The 18,690-nt window shown below is 71.6% G+C and carries 16 protein-coding genes; 9 read left to right on the top strand and 7 right to left on the bottom strand.

Annotated features, from left to right (window positions below):
• Positions 1 to 58 precede the first annotated feature (58 nt).
• From ABEA43_RS21925 to ABEA43_RS21895, 7 genes are all read left to right on the top strand, one after another.
• Positions 59 to 1,684, top strand: coding sequence for an SPFH domain-containing protein (locus tag ABEA43_RS21925; RefSeq protein ID WP_345564372.1), 1,626 nt, complete (start codon positions 59 to 61; stop codon positions 1,682 to 1,684).
• Positions 1,681 to 2,922, top strand: a complete 1,242-nt coding sequence (locus ABEA43_RS21920; protein ID WP_345564371.1) for an SPFH domain-containing protein — start codon at positions 1,681 to 1,683, stop codon at positions 2,920 to 2,922. Before ABEA43_RS21925 ends, ABEA43_RS21920 begins: the two co-directional genes overlap by 4 nt.
• 9 nt (positions 2,923 to 2,931) lie before the next feature.
• Positions 2,932 to 3,705: a sporulation protein gene (locus ABEA43_RS21915; RefSeq protein WP_345564370.1), complete on the top strand. Its 774-nt coding sequence runs from the start codon at positions 2,932 to 2,934 to the stop codon at positions 3,703 to 3,705.
• 138 nt (positions 3,706 to 3,843) lie between these two features.
• Complete coding sequence (locus ABEA43_RS21910; RefSeq protein ID WP_345564368.1) at positions 3,844 to 4,896, top strand: hypothetical protein; 1,053 nt, start codon at positions 3,844 to 3,846, stop codon at positions 4,894 to 4,896.
• Between the two features lie 9 nt (positions 4,897 to 4,905).
• Complete coding sequence (locus tag ABEA43_RS21905; protein WP_345564367.1) at positions 4,906 to 5,523, top strand: hypothetical protein; 618 nt, start codon at positions 4,906 to 4,908, stop codon at positions 5,521 to 5,523.
• 10 nt (positions 5,524 to 5,533) lie between these two features.
• On the top strand, positions 5,534 to 6,334 hold the full coding sequence (locus ABEA43_RS21900; protein WP_345564366.1) for an inositol monophosphatase family protein: 801 nt from the start codon (positions 5,534 to 5,536) through the stop codon (positions 6,332 to 6,334).
• A gap of 123 nt (positions 6,335 to 6,457) precedes the next feature.
• A complete protein-coding gene (locus tag ABEA43_RS21895; protein ID WP_345564365.1) occupies positions 6,458 to 6,706 on the top strand; it encodes a hypothetical protein in 249 nt (82 codons plus the stop codon).
• Between the two features lie 20 nt (positions 6,707 to 6,726).
• On the opposite strand, the gene ABEA43_RS21890 is transcribed toward ABEA43_RS21895, so the two are convergent.
• Positions 6,727 to 7,881 carry an ArsB/NhaD family transporter gene (locus tag ABEA43_RS21890; protein WP_345564363.1) on the bottom strand — a complete coding sequence of 385 codons (1,155 nt, stop codon included), beginning with the start codon at positions 7,879 to 7,881 and terminating at the stop codon, positions 6,727 to 6,729.
• A gap of 144 nt (positions 7,882 to 8,025) precedes the next feature.
• Between ABEA43_RS21890 and ABEA43_RS21885 the strand changes: the two genes are divergently transcribed.
• Positions 8,026 to 13,596 (top strand): WD40 domain-containing protein, encoded by a 5,571-nt coding sequence (locus tag ABEA43_RS21885; protein WP_345564362.1) that lies wholly within the window; start codon positions 8,026 to 8,028, stop codon positions 13,594 to 13,596.
• A gap of 84 nt (positions 13,597 to 13,680) precedes the next feature.
• Here the strand turns inward: ABEA43_RS21885 and ABEA43_RS21880 are convergent, their stop codons facing one another.
• The gene (locus ABEA43_RS21880) at positions 13,681 to 14,370 is read right to left on the bottom strand and encodes a TetR/AcrR family transcriptional regulator (RefSeq protein ID WP_345564360.1); all 690 of its coding nucleotides are present in this window, start codon (positions 14,368 to 14,370) and stop codon (positions 13,681 to 13,683) included.
• A 99-nt stretch (positions 14,371 to 14,469) separates the two neighbouring features.
• On the opposite strand from ABEA43_RS21880, the gene ABEA43_RS21875 reads away from it, so the two are divergent.
• Positions 14,470 to 15,306 (top strand): SDR family NAD(P)-dependent oxidoreductase, encoded by an 837-nt coding sequence (locus ABEA43_RS21875; RefSeq protein ID WP_345564358.1) that lies wholly within the window; start codon positions 14,470 to 14,472, stop codon positions 15,304 to 15,306.
• Here ABEA43_RS21875 and ABEA43_RS21870 read toward each other — a convergent pair.
• The 5 genes from ABEA43_RS21870 to ABEA43_RS21850 all read right to left on the bottom strand — a co-directional run.
• Entirely contained in the window at positions 15,300 to 16,718 is a 1,419-nt protein-coding gene (locus ABEA43_RS21870) for a family 43 glycosylhydrolase (protein WP_345564357.1), read from the bottom strand. The genes ABEA43_RS21875 and ABEA43_RS21870 overlap by 7 nt on opposite strands.
• Positions 16,719 to 16,815: 97 nt before the next feature.
• The gene (gene coaE / locus ABEA43_RS21865; RefSeq protein WP_345564356.1) at positions 16,816 to 17,418 is read right to left on the bottom strand and encodes a dephospho-CoA kinase; all 603 of its coding nucleotides are present in this window, start codon (positions 17,416 to 17,418) and stop codon (positions 16,816 to 16,818) included.
• 9 nt (positions 17,419 to 17,427) lie between these two features.
• The gene (locus ABEA43_RS21860) at positions 17,428 to 17,667 is read right to left on the bottom strand and encodes a hypothetical protein (RefSeq protein ID WP_345564355.1); all 240 of its coding nucleotides are present in this window, start codon (positions 17,665 to 17,667) and stop codon (positions 17,428 to 17,430) included.
• A 14-nt stretch (positions 17,668 to 17,681) separates the two neighbouring features.
• Positions 17,682 to 18,161 (bottom strand): GNAT family N-acetyltransferase, encoded by a 480-nt coding sequence (locus ABEA43_RS21855; protein ID WP_425570344.1) that lies wholly within the window; start codon positions 18,159 to 18,161, stop codon positions 17,682 to 17,684.
• 4 nt (positions 18,162 to 18,165) lie between these two features.
• On the bottom strand, positions 18,166 to 18,690 hold a 525-nt coding region (locus ABEA43_RS21850; RefSeq protein ID WP_345564353.1), incomplete at its 5' end, for an alpha/beta hydrolase.

Genomic DNA, 18,690 nt, shown 5'->3' with positions numbered 1-18,690 from the left:
GAACAGTAAGTCACACCCGATACGGTCGAAATCGCCTGTAGCGGAAAAGGAAGGTTCAATGTCACGACCCAGAGAGGCACTGATCCAGGCAGGTCAGGGCATAGCCCAAGCGGTGGCGCAAGGGGGTGACGTACGGCAGGCGATGGGCCAGGCCATGGGGCAGGTAGCCGACCAGGCGGGCCAGCTGGTGGGCCAGGGCCCGGGCGGCTTCACGCTGAACCCGCACGACTTCGCCGCGGCCCGCGACGGCGGCGTGTCCGTGGGCACCCTGATCGAGGCCAGGACCGCGTCGCTGAACGAAGCCGGGGAGATCGTCAACCGCAGCTTCGCCGAGAACGGCATGCACGTCATCTCGCCGGTGGTGATCCCCAAGGGGAGCACGGCGAAGGTGGTGGTGCCGCTGGGCATCCTGGTGGTGCTCGGCCTCATCGGCGCGCTCGGCAACGTCATCCCGAACACGGAGCTGTTCTTCGGCCCGCATTACTGGGTCGTGCTGGTGCTGGCGGCCGCGTTCCTGTGGTGGCGGCGCAGCGTGGTGATGGTGCCCGAGGGCTGCAAGGCGCTGATCACCAAGTTCGGCAAGCTGGTGCAGATCGCGGACCCGGGCCGGGTGACGCTGTTCAACCCGTGGAAGCGGGTCAGCTACATCGTCAACACCACCCGTGAATACCCGTTCAACGCGCCGATCAGCGAGGCACCCACCCAGCAGGGCGTCAAGGCGAGCGTGGACCTGTTCCTGCAGTTCAGGATCGAGAACCCGGCGGAGTTCATCTTCGTGCTCGGCTCGGTCAGCGGCTTTCAGTCCAAGCTCCAGAACGCCATCAGCGAGGTCACCCGCTCCCTCATCTACGCCCAGCGGGCCGAGGAGATCTACGACCTGGTGGGCGAGAGCACGGTCGGCATGCTGGACAGCCTCAACCAGCAGTTCCTGCCCGCCGTACGGCTCACCGACGTGAACATCACGCACGCCGAGCCGTCCAGCCAGGAGTACCGGATGGACCTGGCCGCCCCCGAGATGGTCAGGGTCGCCAAGGAGGCCTACACCTACGAGTACGAGCTCCAGCTTCGCAAGGAGCAGAACGAGGGCGACCTGATCAAGGAGCTGGCCGGGCTGCAGGAGACGCTGAGCGCCATCCAGGCGGAGATCGCCGGTTACCAGGCCCGCATGGACACCGCGCTCGAACGCGCCACCCACCAGGCCACGGCGCAGGCCGGGCAGCGCCTGGTCGAGGCCGAGTCCACGGCCAACGCCAACTCCGCGCTGCTGGAGGCGCAGGCGCTGGACATCAGGGCGCTGTCGGCCGCCGAGGCGCCCGAGATCCTCGACTACCGCTTCCAGCAGGACCTGCTGACCAAGCTGGAGTCGATCGCCACGAGGCTGCCGCAGGTGGTGCAGGTGGGCGAGCATACCGACATCGACTTCCTGGCCCTGGCGCAGCAGCTCATCGGCGGGAAGGGCGCGGTCCTGTTCTCGCCGGAGGACATGGAGGCCATCCGCTCCAGGCTCGACGCGATCGGCGCGCGCGTGCACGACCGCGCCGACGAGATCAACGCACTGCTCAAGAAGGCGGCCGCCGACGTGAGCGAGCCCCAGGAGCCGCCGGAGCCCGACCACGAGCTTGAGCGGACCGTCGAGCGCCTGCTCCCTGGCGGGATGCAGCAAGTACCAGGTGAGGGCCGATGAGCAGGGAATTCTCCAAGATCAAGGAGTCGCTGGCCTCCTGGGGCGACATCCGTCAGCTCCTGCGCGGCGGCGAGCAGGGCCAGCTCGTACCCGTCGTGATCCCCAAGGACCGGCGCGGGTTCGCGTGGATGGCGCTGGTGTTCCTGGCGCTCTACTTCGCGGGCATGGCCGCGGTCACCGACCTCACCCTCATGGCCGCGCTGGCGGCGCTGTTCTTCCTGTTCGTGGCCATGGTCACGATGTGGCGCAAGGCGATCATCGAGATCGAGGAGGGCACCACCGGCGTGCGCAGCCGCTGGGGCGCCATCACCGGCACGCTCCCGCCCGGCCGCCACTACCTCTGGCTGCCGTGGGACCGGGTGGACGCGGTCGTCGACACCTCGACCGAGATCCCGTACTCGGCCCCGATCGTGGCCTGCCCCACCGCCGAGAACGTGCCGCTGAAGTCGATCGACTTCTTCCTGAAGTTCCGCATCGTGGACCCCGTCGCGTTCGTCCGCACGATCGGCGCGGGCAACTTCGACCTGGTGCTCTCCAGCGCGGTGCAGGACGCGATCAGGCAGCGCAGCCGCCGGGTCAACACCGAGCGCGCGTACGACCTGCGCGGCTCCGACGTCGGCGACATGCAGGAGGCGCTCAACCGCCAGCTCGGCCGGTACGGCGTGCGCATCACGGGCGCCAACATCCCCGACGTCCAGCTCCCCGACCAGTACCAGCAGCACCTGGCCACCCGGGAGAAGGTCGCCAAGGAGCTGTCGGCGTACGAGCGGGAGTGGGAGCTGACCCGCAAGCGCCGCATCGACACCCTGCTGATGGAGATCGAACGCTCGAAGAAGACCCGTGACGCCCGTGTCGTCGAGGTCAAGGCCGCCCACAACAACGCGCGCAAGAACGTGGCGCGGATGCTGGAGGAGCAGGAGACCCAGGCGCAGCGGGTGACGTGGGAGATCGAGGCGCGTGGCAGGGCCGACCTGACCTCCGCCGAGAACGAGGCCAAGGCGCTGCGCCGCCTGGCCGAGTCCTACCGGGACAACCGGGCCGTGCTGCAGTACGAGCTGGCCCGCAGGCGCCTCGACGTGGGCGCCAAACTGGCGGAGAATGCACCCCAGCCGCTGGTCGTACGCACCCAGCAGGGACAGTCGGACTCCGCGCTCTCCACCCTCCTCCTGGCCCAGTTGCTCCCCCGCATCTCGGGCACAGGAAATGGCCATCTCAACGGCCACACACCTTCCGCATAGGAGAACCCCATGGTGTTCCGCAAGTTGATGGCCGCGTTCGGCGCGGGCGTCGAGGTAGACACGGTGCTGACCAACACGGGCGTGCGTCCGGGCGAGCTGCTGCGCGGCGTCGTCCACTTCCGTGGCGGCAACTCCGACTACAAGGTCGAGGGCATCTACATCGACCTGACCGCGGTGGTCGAGATCGAGCAGGGCGACAACGAGTACAAGACGTCCTACAGCTTCCTGCGCCACCAGGTGGCGGGCACGTTCCAGCTCGCCGCGGGCGCGCAGCACCAGCAGCCGTTCGAGGTCGCGGTCCCGTGGGAGACGCCGATCAGCGCGATCGCCGGGCACCCGCTGCACGGGATGCGGCTGGGCGTGCAGACGGAGCTGGCGCTGGCGGGCGCGATCGACAAGGGCGACCTGGACCCGCTGTTCGTCAGCCCGCTGCCGGCCCAGGAGCACGTCATCGGCGCGCTCGACCGGCTGGGCTTCGGTTTCAAGAAGGCCGACCTGGAACGCGGCACCCTGTACGGGTCGACCATGCCGTTCTTCCAGGAGATCGAGTACTACACGGGCGGCCAGTGGCGGCGCTACTTCAACGAGCTGGAGCTGACGTTCATCGCCGGGCCGCGGCAGATGGACGTCATCCTGGAGGCCGACAAGCGAGGCGGCTTCCTGACCTCCAGCCATGACGCGTACAACCGCTTCACCGTCCGTTACGACGACCCCCCGAACGCCGCCGACCAGGCGCTGCAGCGGGGTCTCGAACAGATGGCCCGCCATCGCGGATGGTTCTAGCCGGGCCGTTCTCCCGCCGGCGGGGCGTGCGGGAGAACGCGCCAGCAGACCGCTCCTTTCCGCGTGCTAGGCAGTCGCCTGGCGCGGTCGTTACCATGACGTCGGGAACTGACTGATCGTCGGACGGCGGGGCGAGCGATGGCACGGTTCATGGCGTCGGTGAAGCAGGTCGCGCCGTGGGCGGCCCAGAATGCCGACGGGGCCATCGCCCTGGTGCTCGCGATCGTGATCGGCATCCTCGGCATCATGCCCAACGAGGTCGTCCCGACCGCGGTCCAGACCCAGCTCGTCAACGCCGCCACGCTGGTGATCATGGCGCTGGTGGCCACCGCGCTGCTGCGCGACCGCGTACGCCAGGCGCCGGTCGAGGAGACGATCACCTCGGGCGCGCTGGCCCAGCTGCCCGCCCGCCTGGCCCGGCTGGAGGAGATCGAGACCCTGGTCGGCAGCACCCGTAAGGCGCTCGACGCCCTCCAGCTCGTCAGGGTGCTGGCCAGCAAACAGGAGATCGCCCAGTCCCACGCCGAGGCCCGCAGCGGCACCACCCGGTGGAGCTTCAAGGGCGGCACCGGCACCTATCTGCGCGCGGTCACCCTGCCCGAGTGCGTCGCGGCGGCCCGCAGGGTCAAGCGCCACCTCACGGTCAGGGTCGAGGTCATCGACCCGTCGAACGCCGAGGTGTGCGAGACCTACGCCCACTACCGCCGCTCGCTGTCCGACGTCCCCGACGGCACCGGCGAGACGTGGACGACCGACCGGGCCAGGAAGGAGTCGTACGCGACGATCCTGGCCGCCTTCTGGCACCGCCAGCGCTACGGCCTGCTCGACATCGGGGTGGGGCTGGCCTCGACGATGACCACGTTCCGCTGGGACCTGTCGGCCACCCGCCTGATCATGACGGTCGAGGACCCCAACGTGGCGATGACCGCGCTGGCCGACACCTTCTTCTACGAAAACTGCGACACCGAGCTGCGGCTCAGCTTCGAGCAGGCGCGGCACGTGCCGCTGGAGATGTACAAGAAGGTCCCGCTGAGCGACGAGCCCACCATCGAGGAGGTGCAGGAGCTGTTCGAGCGCATCGGGGTGCCCCTGCCCAAGGCGTACGACGGGCGTGACGTCGTCGACATCGCCCGCAAGGCGTTGCGCGCGGTCGACCCGTACGGCGAGCCGCTCCTGCCGGACGGGGCGTAGGGGCCGCTCATGAGCTACCGCGGGGTGTACGACCGGGTGCGCCAGGGCGAGGCCAGGGCGTGGGCCCTGGAGGCGCTCTCCGACGCAGGCGTGTGCGCGGTGCGCCACCCGCTCGGATTCGTCTGCCTGCCGCTGGAGCGCGACGGCGGCGAAGGGGTATGCCTCCACCTGTGGTCGGACTCGCTCGCGCACGCCGAGAGCACCACCTCGCAGATCCACTGCCACAGCTGGGACCTGGTCAGCCACGTGCTCTACGGCCAGGTGCGCAACGTGCACGCGGTGGTCACCGACGCGCGCTCCGACGCCACGCACCGGGTGTTCGAGGTGGTCAGCGGGTCCGACGGCGACCGCATCTCGCCCACCCCGCGCACGGTGCGGCACGACACGGGCCTGGTGGAGCTCTTCGGTCCCGGCGACACCTACACGCTGCCCGCCGGCCGCTTCCACAGCAGCGTCGTGCCCGAGGGCGGCGAGGCGGCCACGATCGCGCTCGGCCGGGGCCGTACCGGCAGCAGGGACCTGTCGCTCGGCCCGCTGGGCGCCGGCCCGCACCACGTGTCCAGGCAGCCGCTGGACGCCCGCGAGACCGCTCTGGCCGTACGACTGATCTCCGCGCACCTGACCTGAGAGGTACCCGATGGACCTGGACCACGCCCGATCGGTCGCCGTGGAAGCCGCGGAGGACGCCGGAGCGCTGCTCCTGGAGGGCATGCGGGGCACGGTCGGCATCAGGGCCAAGGGCGTGGCCGGCGACGTGGTGACCGATCTCGACCTGGCCTCGGAGAAGCTGCTGCTGGAGCGCATCCTGACGGCCTTCCCCTCCCACTCGGTGATCGCCGAGGAGTCCGGCCTGGTCGGGGCGGCCGGCGGGCGGTGGACCTGGCTGGTCGACCCGCTCGACGGCACCAACAACGTGGCGATCGGCCTGCCCGCCTACGTGGTGGGCGTGGCCCTGTGCGACGACGGGCGTCCCGTGCTGGGCGTGGTGCACGATCCCGTCTCCGCCCAGACCTGGTCCGCGATCCGGGGGCGCGGTGCCGTCACCTCCTCAGGGGTACGCCTGGCGCCCTCCTACTCGCCGAGCCCGCACGGCCCGGTGCTGGCCTGGACCCAGGGCTACGGCGTGAGCAGGGACGACGCGACCGTACGCGCGCTGAGGACGGCCCTGGAGCTCAACGCGCGGCGGCTGCTGCAGCTCTGGGCGCCGCTGCTGTCGTGGGCGATGCTGGCCCGCGGCGACATCGACGGCATCGTCGGCTACCGGGCCGAGGCGGTGGACCTGCCCGCGGGCGCGCTGCTGGCCAGAGAGGCCGGGATCGAGATCAGGAGCCTGGACGGCGGCCCGTTCGAGGCGTGCATCGACGGCTCCCCCGAGGACCGCAGCTTCGTCGCCGCCCACCCCCGCGCCCTGCCGGGGCTGCTGTCCGTACTCCGCTGACCCGGCCGCGTCAACTGAGGAAAAGTCCACACATTTTGTGTGTCCTACGTCGATGAGTTCTGCCGCCGTTCGTCGTCTATTTAGAGGGTGCCGGCGAACGGCACATGGGGAGAGGAACTCGACATGATCACCACCACCGAGCTGGCCCAGGTGCTCTTCACCACCACCCTTCAGCCCTCCGACCGTCTGTCGGCGTTCCAGATCCGCGACGCCGTGGACGAGCGGCTGTGCTCGTGCGGCGGCGACCCGGCCTGGTGCGCGGCGTACGTCGCGCAGGAGGCCGGCGATCACCCCGAGACGTACGTGGCGCGGATGCGCTGGGCCCTGGACACGGTCGCCGGCGCCTACGACAGCGCCCTGGCCGCCGCCTGACCCGCTCTCTCAGCTCGTGCTCAGCCGAACTCGACGAGGGCCCACACCGTCGCGACCAGCCCGACGACCGCCAGGCCCGTGCCGGTGAGCAGGAAGCGGCGCATCGGCACCGCGACGTCGTGACGGCGGCACGACTCGAACCACAGCAGGGTGGCCAGCGAGGCCCACGGGGTGATGACCGGGCCCACGTTCGTGCCGGCCAGCAGGGCCAGCAGGCGGTCCTGGTCGGCCGCCGGGATGACGGTCTCGACGGCCTGGTAGGCGGGCAGATTGTTGATCGCGTTGGACAGCCCGGCCCCGACGGCGGCCGTGCGGTAGGGGTCACCCTCCGCGCCGATCATCCAGGTCATCAGGTCGGACAGGCCGTGCCTGCTGAGCGTGGGCACCACCAGGAACAGGCCCGTCACGAAGACGACGAGCTGCCAGGGGATCAGGCGCCACGTCAGGCGCTCGCGGGCGCGCACCAGGAACGCCGCCACGACGATCACTGCGGCGGCCGTGGCGGCCGCCGCGACGTGCACCTTGAGCAGCAGCAGGGCGATGAACAGCAGGCAGGCCGCCGACGCGGCGGCGAACAGCACGCGGTCGGCGACCGGCTCCAGCACCGGCGGCGTGTACCGCAGGTCGCGCCGCTCGCCGCGGCGCCAGAAGAACACCCACAGGAACGCCATCGTCACCGCGATCGAGGCGAGCTGCGGGGCCCACATCCGGGCGGCGAACTCCTGGGCGTTCAGGCCGATCTTCTCCATGCCGAGGAGGTTGGTGAGGTTGGAGACCGGGAGCAGCAGGCTCGCGGTGTTGGCCAGCCAGATCGTGGTCATGGCGAGGGGCAGGGCCGCGATGCGGGCCTTGGGGGCGAGGGCGAGCATGACCGGGGTGAGGAGGACGGCCGTGGTGTCCAGATTCAGAAATATCGTAATAAATGACGCAAAAGCCGTACAAAGAAAGAAAAGGGCGACGTAGTTGCCACGCCCGAACACCGCCATCCGCGCCGCGATCGCGTCGAAGACCTGAGCCTCCTTGGTGAGCTCGGCCGTCACGATGATCGCCACCAGGAAGATCAGCAGCGGGCCGATGTCGTCGAGGCTCTCCACCGCCGCGTCCCATGGCAACAGCCCGGTCGCCACGAACACCAGACCGAGACCCAGCAGCCCGAACCTGATCAGGTCGAGCACACCAACACGCCGCAACACCCGTAGATGATCGCACATGTGCTCCAGAACGCCGGCGCACGCGGGGTGTTCGCCGCGCGAGGACAAAGCCCTTTTCCCGGGCCGACACGGGGACCCAGCCCCGTGTGGGAAGGGATACTGAGACGCATGGCACGTGACGGCAGGCCGACCGAGATCTTCGTCAGCTACTCCCCGGCCGACACGGCGTGGGCGACCTGGATCGCCTGGGAGCTCGAAGCGGCGGGCTACAAGACCATGATCCAGGCTTGGGACTTCGTGCCGGGCACCAACTTCATCGACTTCATGGACCGTGGCGTCAGCGAGGCCCAGCTCGTCGTGGCGGTGCTCTCGCGCAACTACCTGACCTCCCGCTACGGCCGGATGGAGTGGCAGGCCGCGATGCGCGCCGACCCCGACAACCCCTCCAACAAGCTGGTCACGATCAGGCTGGAGGACGTCCAGCTGGAGGGCCTGCTGTCCACCATCACCTGGGTGGACCTGCTGGGCGTCACCGACTCGGGCCAGGCCAGGGCGTTGCTGCTGGGGCGGGTCAGGGAGGCGATGGCGGGCCGGGCCAAGCCGGAGCTGGCGCCCGCCTTCCCCGACGGCTCCAGCGTGCCGGTCCCGGCGCCGACGCTGCCCCCGCCCGGCGAGCGGGGCAGGTCCCGCCGCGCGCCGGTGTCCGCGCCGAAGTTCCCGCCCGCGCAGAGTGCCCATCGCGGGCGCGAGTCGATCAGTGTGCTGCACATCGGCGGCCCCCGGTTCGGCCGGGCGCTGCCCGATCCCGGCGACCCCTTCACGCCCGAGGACATGCAGGCGCGGATCTGGGCGGATCTGACCGCCATGTACGACCGGGGCATGCCACGTCCCGACCTCATGATCGTCAGCGGCGACCTGACGGAGTCCGGCAGCCTGGGGCAGTTCGGGCAGGCCACGCGGTTCGTGACCGATCTGCGGCTGCTCATCGGGCTGGAGCCGCACCGGCTCGTGCTGCTCCCCGGCCCGCGCGACGTCACCAAGGCCGCCGCCAGCGCCTACTTCATGACCTGCGAGGCCGACGACGTCAGCCCGCAGCCCCCCTACTGGCCCAAGTGGCGGCATTTCGCCGGCCTGTTCAGGGAGGTGTACCAAGGGCTGGACGACCGGGTGTTCGACGGCGGGCAGCCGTGGACGCTGTTCGAGGTGCCCGATCTGAAGCTGGTCGTGGCGGGCCTCAACTCGACCATGGCGATGAGCCACCTCGAACGTGACGCGTACGCGCAGCTCGGCGAGGCGCAGGCGGCCTGGTTCGCCGAGCGGCTGCGCCCCTACGAGGAGAGCGCGTGGCTGCGGCTGGGCGCGATCGGGCACCCGCCGGGTGAGCTGAGGGACGCCCCGACGTTCGACCGGCTCCTCGCCCACCGGCTCGACCTGCTCTTCCACGGCGGCTCCCGCGAGAACGCCGAGGGCAGGATCGCCGCGCCGCGCTCCGGGCGGCACCAGGTCGTCGAGATCACGCCCGACGGGCTGCGTGTCTGGCGGCCGGAGGCGGGCGACCCCGAGCGGATCCCGCACCGGGAGAAGGCGGCGCGGGCCACGTTCACCGGTGAGACGCCGGACGTCCCGCCGCCCGCCCCCAAGCCGGACGAGCGCGCGCCCAGCCCGCTGGAGCTGCTGCTCGACCGCGTCGCCGAGGTCTGCGAGGCCAGGCACGAGCGCGCCAGGATCCGCAGGTTCCCCGCCCACCTGGTGGTCACCCACCCGGAGGACGGGTTCGTCCGCCAGACGATGATCGGCGCGTACGTGGGCGAGCTGCGCGAGGAGGACGCCGACGGGTTCGTCCGCCAGGCGCACGCGGCCGGGCTGTCCGCCGAGCTGGTCTACCAGGGGCCGCCCGCCTCCCGGGCCGTCCGCGACGACCTGATGCGCAAGGGCGTGCGGCTGCGCAGCTTCACCGAGTTCCAGGGGCTGCTCGACCTGACCGGCTACGTCGGCGAGCAGACCGCCAGGCTGACCACCGACCGCCGCTACCCGCCCGGCCTGTACGTCCCCCAGCGCTACCGCGAGCTCGACCGCCCGGGGAACCAGGTCAAGCAGGGGATCGCCGACGAGCTGATGCGGCTGCTGGCCGCCGACCACGGCAGGTTCCTGCTGGTGCTGGGCGACTTCGGCCACGGCAAGACGTTCGCGCTGCGCGAGCTGGCCCGGCGCATCCCGGCCGAGCTGCCGCACCTGACCCCGATCTTCATCGAGCTGCGCGCCCTGGACAAGGCGCACTCGGTGGACGCCCTCGTCGCGGCGCACCTGGCCAACCACGGCGAGGAGTTCATCGACCTCAAGGCGTTCCGCTACCTGCTGCGGCAGGGCCGGATCGTGCTGCTGTTCGACGGGTTCGACGAGCTGGTGACCAGGCTGACCTACGACCGGGCGGCCGACCACCTGGCCACGCTGCTGGCGGCGGCCGAGGACAAGGCGAAGATCGTGGTGGCCAGCCGCACCCAGCACTTCAAGTCCCACAGCCAGGTGCTGACCTCGCTCGGCGAGATGGTGGGGGTGCTGCCGCAGCGGCGGGTGTTCAGCGTCGAGGACTTCACGCCCGACCAGATCCGCTCCTACCTGGCCAACCGGTTCGCCGACCGCGACGAGGCCACGGCCCGCATGTCGCTGATGGGGGAGATCAAGGACCTGCTCGCGCTGGCCCAGAACCCGCGCATGCTCAGCTTCATCGCCGACCTCGACACCGACCGGCTCCGCACGGTCGCGGGCGCGCGCCACACCATCAGCCCGTCCCTGCTGTACGAGGAGATCCTCAGCTCCTGGCTGGCCTTCGAGGAGCGGCGGGCCAGGGTGCCCGGCTCGGCCGCCCCGCTGAGCACCGAGGAGCTGTGGCAGGCGGTGACCGCGCTCGCCCTGCGGCTGTGGGACACCGGCGAGTCGCTGCTGGGCGTCGAGGAGCTGACCGAGATCGGCGAGACGCTGACCGACCTGGCCAGCGGGCAGCTCTCGGCCGCCCACGCGGCGCACGCGATGGGCTCGGGCAGCCTGCTGGTGCGGACCGACGAGGGGATGTTCGGGTTCATCCACGCGTCGGTGATGGAATGGCTCATCGCCCGCCACATCGCCGCGACGATCGGCAATCCGGTCCTACTGTCACGCAGGCCGCTGTCCGCGCTGAGCGTGGAGTTCCTGTGCGACCTCGCCGACGTCCGCGCCCTGCGCGCGTGGGTGGCCGACCCGCCGGGCGACGACGTGTCCACGGCGAACGCGGTCAAGATCGCGGCCAGGCTGCGCACTCCCTCCCACGCCGACCTGCGCGGGGCCAACCTCAAGGGCGAGGACCTGTCGGCCAGGGACCTGCGCGAGGTCGATCTCACCGGCGCCGACCTGTCCGAGGCGACCCTGGCGGGCACCAACCTGTCCAGGGCGATCCTGCGCGGGGCCAGGCTCATCGGCGCGCGGCTCGACAAGGCGGACCTGACCGGGGCCGACCTGACCGGGGCCGACCTCTCCGGGGCCCGGCTGGCGGAGGTGGACCTGAGCGACGTGTCCGCCGAGGGCGCCCGCTGGCACCGGGCGTCGCTGATCAACGTCACCGGCACGCTGCCGCCCCCGCACGGGGCCGCCGTGGTGCCGGGGCAGCCGGTCGAGGTGGAGTTCTCGCCGGCCGGCGTCGGCGTCCCGTACGGCTACCACTTCAAGACCAGCCGCCTGCCCGAGCCGATCGCGTACGGTCCCGACGGCGCCACGATCGCGATCGGCAACGAGGACGGCGGCGTGCTGCTCTGCGTCGGCGGCGCGCCCGTGCGCACCCTCCAGGGGCACAAGGGCCGCGTCTACGCCGTCACGTTCGCGGGCGAGCTGCTGGCCACCGGCGCCAGCGACGGCACCGTCCTGCTGTGGGACGCCCTCACCGGCGAGCGCCTGCACAAGCTGACCGGGCACGCGGACGGCGTCTGGCCGGTACGCCTCAGTCCCGCGGGCGACCTGGTGGCCGCGGGCGGCGGCGACGGCGTCGTACGCGTCTGGGAGACGGCCACCGGCCGCCTGACCGCCGAGCTGAGCGGGCACCAGGCGCCCGTCTACACCGCGTCGTTCGGCCACTCGGCGCTGGTGACCGGCGACTCGGCCGGCGTCGTCCGCGTCTGGGACCTCGGCACGGGAGAGGTGAAGGAGCAGCTCGACGGCCACCGCGGCAGCGTCTACCGCGTGGTGCACAGCCCCGACGGCCGCCTGCTGGCCACCGGTGACGAGGCGGGCGCCGTCCGGCTGTGGGACACCCGCACGTGGCGGCTCCTGCACACGCTCAGCGGGCACGCGGGCAGCGTCTACTGCGTGACGTTCGCGCCCGGCGGCTCGCTGCTGGCCAGCGGCGACACGGCCGGCGGCGTACGCCTGTGGGACACCTCCGGCGAGGCCCGCGGCGTGCACACCACGCACGCGGCGGCCGTCTACCAGGTGACGTTCAGCCCCGACGGCCGGCTCCTGGCCAGCGGCGACTCGAGCGGCACCGTACGCCTGCAGCGGCTGGACGACGGGCACCGCGTCGAGCTGACGGGGCACCGCAGCTCGGTCTGGCCGTTCGCGTTCCGCCCCGACGGGCAGCAACTCGCCACCAGCAGCAACGACGGCACCGTACGCCTGTGGGACCCCGGCTCGGGCAAGTGCCAGCGGGTGCTGCGCGGCCACGGGCGGCGGATCTCCTCCGTCCGCTTCAGCGCCGACGGCTCGATGCTGGCGACCAGCGGCAACGACGGCACCGTACGCGTCTGGGAGCCGCACACGGGCCGGCGGCTGCGGGAGTTCAGCGGCACGGCCGACCGGCTGATCTCGGCCCTGTTCTCCCCCGCCGGGCCGGTGCTCGCGACCGCCAGCAACGACGGCGGCGTGCACTTCTGGAACGCCACCACCGGCGACTACGAGCGCGAGCTGAACGCAGAGACCGACCACGTCTGGGCCGAGGCGTTCAGCCCCGACGGCACCATGCTGGCCACGGCCAACGACGACGACAGCGTCAGGCTCTGGTACCGGCCGACCGGGCGGCTGGCGGGCAACCTGATGGACCATCACGGGCGGGTGCGCTCGATCGCGTTCAGCCCTGACGGGAACTACGTGGCCACGGCCTGCGACGACAAGCTCGTCCGGTTGTGGCACGTGGCCTCCGGCGGCCGGGTGGCCACCCTCGAAGGGCACACCGACCGGGTCTATTCCGTGGCCTTCTCCCCCTCGGGCCAGTACCTCGCCAGCGCCGGCAACGACGGCCGGGCCATGATGTGGGAGCTGCGGCCCGGCCAGCCGTGGCAGCCGCGGCTGGTGCACACGCTGGGGCCGCTCGAAGGGCGGCTGTGGAGCGTGGCGTTCAGCGCGTCGGGCGGCAGCCTGGCCACCGGGGGCGACGACCTGATCGTGCGGGTGTGGGACACCGCGACCGGGCGGCTGCGGCACACGCTGGCCGGGCACGCCCGGCGGGTGTGGTCGGTCGCCTTCAGCCCGGCCTCGGACCTGCTGGCGAGCGCGGGCGACGACGGCGTGGTGATCCTCTGGGAGGGCGGTGAGCGGCGGATGACGCTGCTCGGGCTGCCCGAGGGCTGGGCGGCCCTGTCGCCGGACGGCCGGTACAAGGTGCACGGGGAGACCGGCGGGCAGTTCTGGCACGTCATCGGGATGTCGCGGTTCGAGCTGGGCGAGCTCGACGCCTACCTGCCGGGGGTGCGCCAGGTCCCGCTCGACTCACCGTTCTGAGGATCCGGGCCTTGAACAACGGCCCCGCTCCGGCCCGCCCGGCGCAGCGGCCTGCCGGTTAAGCGTGCCCGGCTCAGCGGCCCGTTAGTTGGCCGGGTCCTGCTCAGCGGCCTGCTCGTTGGGCGGGCCCGGTTCTGGCGGGGCGTCCGTCGAGGCGCCCGACATGGGGCGGCCCAGCAGGCCGGTGGCGACGGCCGCCACGTGCGGGGCCAGGTCGTCGGCACCGGCCTTGGCCAGGGCCGGGGTGGCGACGACCGAGCGCAGGATGCCGATCCCGACCAGCCAGGCGCTGAGCAGCTCGGCCCGCAGCTCCGCGTCCCCGGTGCCGGGGACCCCGCCGCCCGCCCGGCCGTCCGGTGCGCCGCCGGGACCGTCCTCCGCGAGGTCGGCCAGGGCGCGCACGTAGGTGTCGCAGACCTCCTGGCGGATGCGCTGCCTGGCGTCCTCGTGGGCCGAGGAGCGCAGCATGGCGACCAGGGGGTGCTCCCCGCCGTACGCGGTCCAGTCGGCGAAGACCACCGAGCGCACCATGCGGGCGACCAGCTCCTCCGGCGGCCCGTCGAGCAGGTCGTGCGGGATCTCGGGAGCGGCCGTGGCCGCGTCGAAGAGCTGCTTCTTGGAGCCGAAGTAGCGGAAGATCAGGGTGGCGTCGACGCCCGCGTCCCCGGCGATGTCGCGCACGCTGGTGGCGTCGTAGCCCTCGCGGGCGAAGCGCACCCTGGCGGTCTCCAGCAGCCGCTCCCTGGTGGCCTCCCGGTCCCTCTTCCGCGTCACTCCGGCACTCCCGTCCGCTAGTCATCGACCGTTGACATCATACGCCCGCACTGTGCTACCTTCCATCAAGTCAGCGTTCGATGACTTAAAGGACGAAAAATGAGGACTTATGTTGTGGCGGGCGGCACGGCCGGCATGGGCAAGGGTCTCGCCCTGCACTTCCTGAGCAGAGGCGACCAGGTCACGGTCGTGGGCGCCGATCCCGCGAAGGGCCGGCGCTTCCTCGACGAGGCCGCCGCTCTGGGGGCCGCCTCGCGGGCCGCGTACATCCAGGCCGACCTGACCTCGGTCGCGGCCAACCTGCGCGTGATCGAGGAGGTCAAGGCGCGCCACAGCGCGCTGGACGGCCTGGTCCTGACCGCGGTGCGCCACTTCCCGCAGCGCGTGGAGACCCCCGACGGCTTCGAGGGCACCTTCTCCCTCTACTACGTCAGCCGCCTCCTGCTCAGCTACGGCCTGACCGGCCTGCTGGAGAAGGGCGCCGACCCGATGATCGTGAGCATCTGCGGCGTCGGCATGACCAAGGGCGAGATTCACTGGGACGATCTGTCACTGCGGCAGGGCTACGGCTCCGTCAAGGCCATGCTGCAGGGCGGCCGGGCCACCGACCTCCTCGGCGTCGCGTACGCCGCCAACCACCCCGGCGGGCGTACGCGCTATCTCCTGCACCACCCGGGCTTCACCGACAGCGGCACGGACAGCCTGCGGCAGCCGGCCAAGACGATCATCAAGCTGCTCGCCAAGGTCATGGCCCAGCCGGTCGGGAAGAGCATCCAGCCGATCATCGAGCTCATGGACGAGCCGCCGGCCGGCCGGGGCCTGCTCGCCTACGACCGGCGTACCCCGGTGCCGGCCTCGACCCCGACCCTCGACCCCGGCAACGCCCGCCGCCTGTACGAGCAGACCCGCCACCTGCTGGCGGCCCTGGATCAGTAGACCTCGATGCGGTCCATGCTGATCACGGTGCTGCTCGACGCGGCGTTCCGCTCTCCCGTGACGCGCACCCGCAACGTGTGCGGCCCTCTCGTCAAGGCCGGGCTCAGGTAGTTGAGCTGCTCACCGACCCGGATGCCGCTGTAGAGGTCGACGCGCTGCTCGGCGCCGCCGTCGATGGAGACCGCGGCGATGCCGTTGCCCGTGTCACGCACGCTGAGCAGGGCCACCCGCGCGCCGGTGAAGCGGATCGTGGCGGTCGCGCCGGTCTGGCCGCTCCAGTGGTCGTTGCTCCAGAAGCACTGGTTGCCGCAGCCCGAGCCGGACTGCCACGTGCCGGTGTACTCGACCTGGTTCTGGCCGGTGCCCTGGTCGAAGTCGTTGATCACCGAGGTGGTCGCGCCGGGGTCGCCCGAGGGCAGTTGCTGGGTGGCGCCGGCGGCCAGGGGGCGGCCGAAGTTCGGGGTGCCGTCGGCGTTCCAGGTGAACTTCTGCACCCGCGCGGTGCGGAAGTCGTAGGTGTAGGTGCTGGTGTTCTTGCCGTGGTAGGCGATCCAGTCCTCGGTGCCGTCCGGGGAGCGGAAGAACGAGTGGTGCCCGGGACCCCACACGCCCGTCGCGTCGTTGCGCGCGAACACCGGCCCGGCGTGCTGCGTCCAGTTGGCCGCCACCATGGGGTCGGCGCCGTTGGCGATGCTCTTCATCCAGAGCTGGTAGTCCGGCTTGCCGGTGTCGCAGGTGGAGTACGTCAGGAACGTCCTGCCGTTGCGGTAGAGCGGCGTCGGCCCCTCGCGGACCTCGGTGCAGCCGCCGTTCGCCGGGATGGCCACCCGGGCGCCGGTCACCGTCCAGGCGTTGCTCATCCTGGCGATGTAGAGCTGCGCGGGGCCGCCCTGGCCGCGCCCGGGGCCGGTCCAGACGAAGTACTGCTGGCCGTTGTGGGTGATCGGCTCGCCGTCGATCGCGTACTCGCCGAAGTCGGCGATCTTGGCCTTGAACGTGTACGGGCCCATCGGGTCGTCGCCGGCCGACTCCAGGACGTACATCCGGTGGTTGGCGTCGACGCCGTCGGAGGCGGTGTAGTAGACGTACCAGCGCGATCCGACGTGGCGGAAGGCGGGCGCCCACATCTGCTTGTCGCGGGCGGCGTTCGTGTCACGCCAGACGACCTGCTCGGGCGTGGCCAGCAGGGTGGCGAGGCTGGGCGACTTCCAGATCCCGATCCGGTCGCCGCGCGTGGTGGCGACGTAGTAACTGCCGTTGTAGTGGATCATGCTCGGGTCGGCGCTCGGGTTCACCGGGTTGCGGAACGACTGCGTCAGCGCGGCGCTCCCGGCGGCGGCCACCGGGCTCGCCGTCCCCACCACGCTCAGGGCCAGCACCAGGGCGGCGCACCAGGGGAGTAAACGCGGCATCGGCGGTCCTCTCACGATCCGGGCGATCTTTTCGAGCGATCTTTCAGATCGTCACGGACGAACGTCATCCCGTCAACGTCCCGGCCGCATGACGGGGTCACCCACGTGCGGCGCGGGCCGCCAGCTCCTCCCAGACCTCGCTCACCCGCGCGTCCAGCTCGTCGAGCGCCCCCTCGTTGGGGATCACGACGTCGGCCACCGCCAGCCGCTCCTCGCGGCCGGCCTGCGCGGCGATGCGCGCCTTGGCGTCGGCCTCCGCCATGCCCCGGTGCTCCGCCAGGCGCCTGACCCGGACCTCGTCGGCCGCGTCCACGACGATGACCACGTCGTACATCGGGGCGAGGTTGTTCTCCGCCAGCAGCGGCACGTCGTAGACCACGATCGCGTCGTCGGCCGACCGATTCTGCAACTCCGCCACCCGCTCCCCCACCAGCGGATGGACGATCGAGTTGAGCGCCGCGAGCTTCTCCGAGTCGGCGAAGACGACGCTCCCGAGCCGCTCCCTGTCGAGCGAGCCGTCGGGCCGGAGCATCTCCTCCCCGAACGCGGCCACCACCCGCGCCAGCCCCGGCGTGCCGGGCTCGACCACCTCGCGAGCGATCTTGTCCGCGTCGATCACGACCGCGCCCCTGGCCGCCAGCCGCTTGGACACCTCGCTCTTGCCGGATCCGATCCCGCCCGTGAGCCCAATCATCAGCACCGCGAAAGCCTATCCACCATCGACCCGTACGGGGTCATCATCGGAAGCACGCTGACCCCCATCGTACGGATCGCGCACGAGCAGGCCGCGGCGGCCGCCGATCCCGCCGCCCGTCCATGTGCCGTGGCGGGGCAGGCACCAGGTCGTGGTGCGCGCGGCGGCGCTCCAGCCCGCGCTCGACCGCCTGAACGCCGAGCACCCGGCCGGCTCGGAGTGGAGCTGGGGCTGGAGCTGGGTCGACGACGGCATGGGCCGCGCCATGATCACCGCTGAGGAGGGGATCGATCCGGCTGCCTGCGCAGGTGGACCATCGTCAGGTGATCGTCCATCCGCTCGCGATGCGTCTCCCGGTAGCCCAGGCGGCGGTAGAGCCGCAGATTCGCCTCCGAGAGATGCCCCGTGAACAGGTCGAACGCCGTCGCCTCCGGCACCTGCTCGTGCAGCGCGTCCATCAGGGCCGTGCCGAGGCCCTGCCCCTGACGGTCGGGCGCCACGACGAGCCGCCCGACCAGGCAGGTGCTGCCGGCCACCTGCCCACGCACCGAGCCGACGATCCGGCCCCGATCGGCCCACTTGAGCACGACCGCGCCCTCGATGATCTTGCGCACCTGCTCAAGGGACTCGACCAGCGGCGGGATGTACGGGTCGCCGTACAGCTGGGCCTCGGCCACGTAAGCCGCCCGCTGCAGGGTGAGGATCTCCCCCGCGTCCGCCGCCACCGCCCGCTCGATCGTCACGCGCAGCACCTTACCGGGCGAGCCCGCTCCAGGAGCCGGCACTCGTCGTCAGCTCCGCCGGACAGACCGTGCGGGGCTCGGGGCGCACGCCGCTGACGAGGTAGTCGTGCACCCGCGTGCGCAGGCAGGTGGCGCGCAGCTTGCCGGCCCCCTGAAGCAGATACGCGCTGTGCCCGTCGCCGTGCCACAGCACCGCGGCCCCGGGGATCCGGGCGGCCACCCGGGCCGCTCCGGACGACGGCGTGGCGTCGTCCAGCCGCCCGATCCCGATCAGCACCGGCGCGTTCCTGGCCGGGCTCAGCGGGCCGGGCGGCCAGCTCGGGCCCTGCCGCACGCCGAGGCACCGGCCGACCTCCTGGCGCCCGCGCGTCCAGCCCACCCGGGGCGCCACGGCGCGCAACCGCGACTCCATCGCGAGGAAGCGCCGGTAGCCCGGCACCACGGGCATGAAGTCGTGGCACAGCATCGCCCTGTCGGCCGTGCCCGGCGACGGCGGCGCCGCCGCGGCGGCCAGCGCCGCCCGCCTGGCGGCGGC

It is taken from the genome of Nonomuraea rosea (assembly GCF_039539705.1).
Lineage (GTDB): Bacteria > Actinomycetota > Actinomycetes > Streptosporangiales > Streptosporangiaceae > Nonomuraea > Nonomuraea rosea.
Note: the sequence above shows the minus strand (reverse complement) of the source record. Positions and strands in the feature narration are given on the sequence as shown.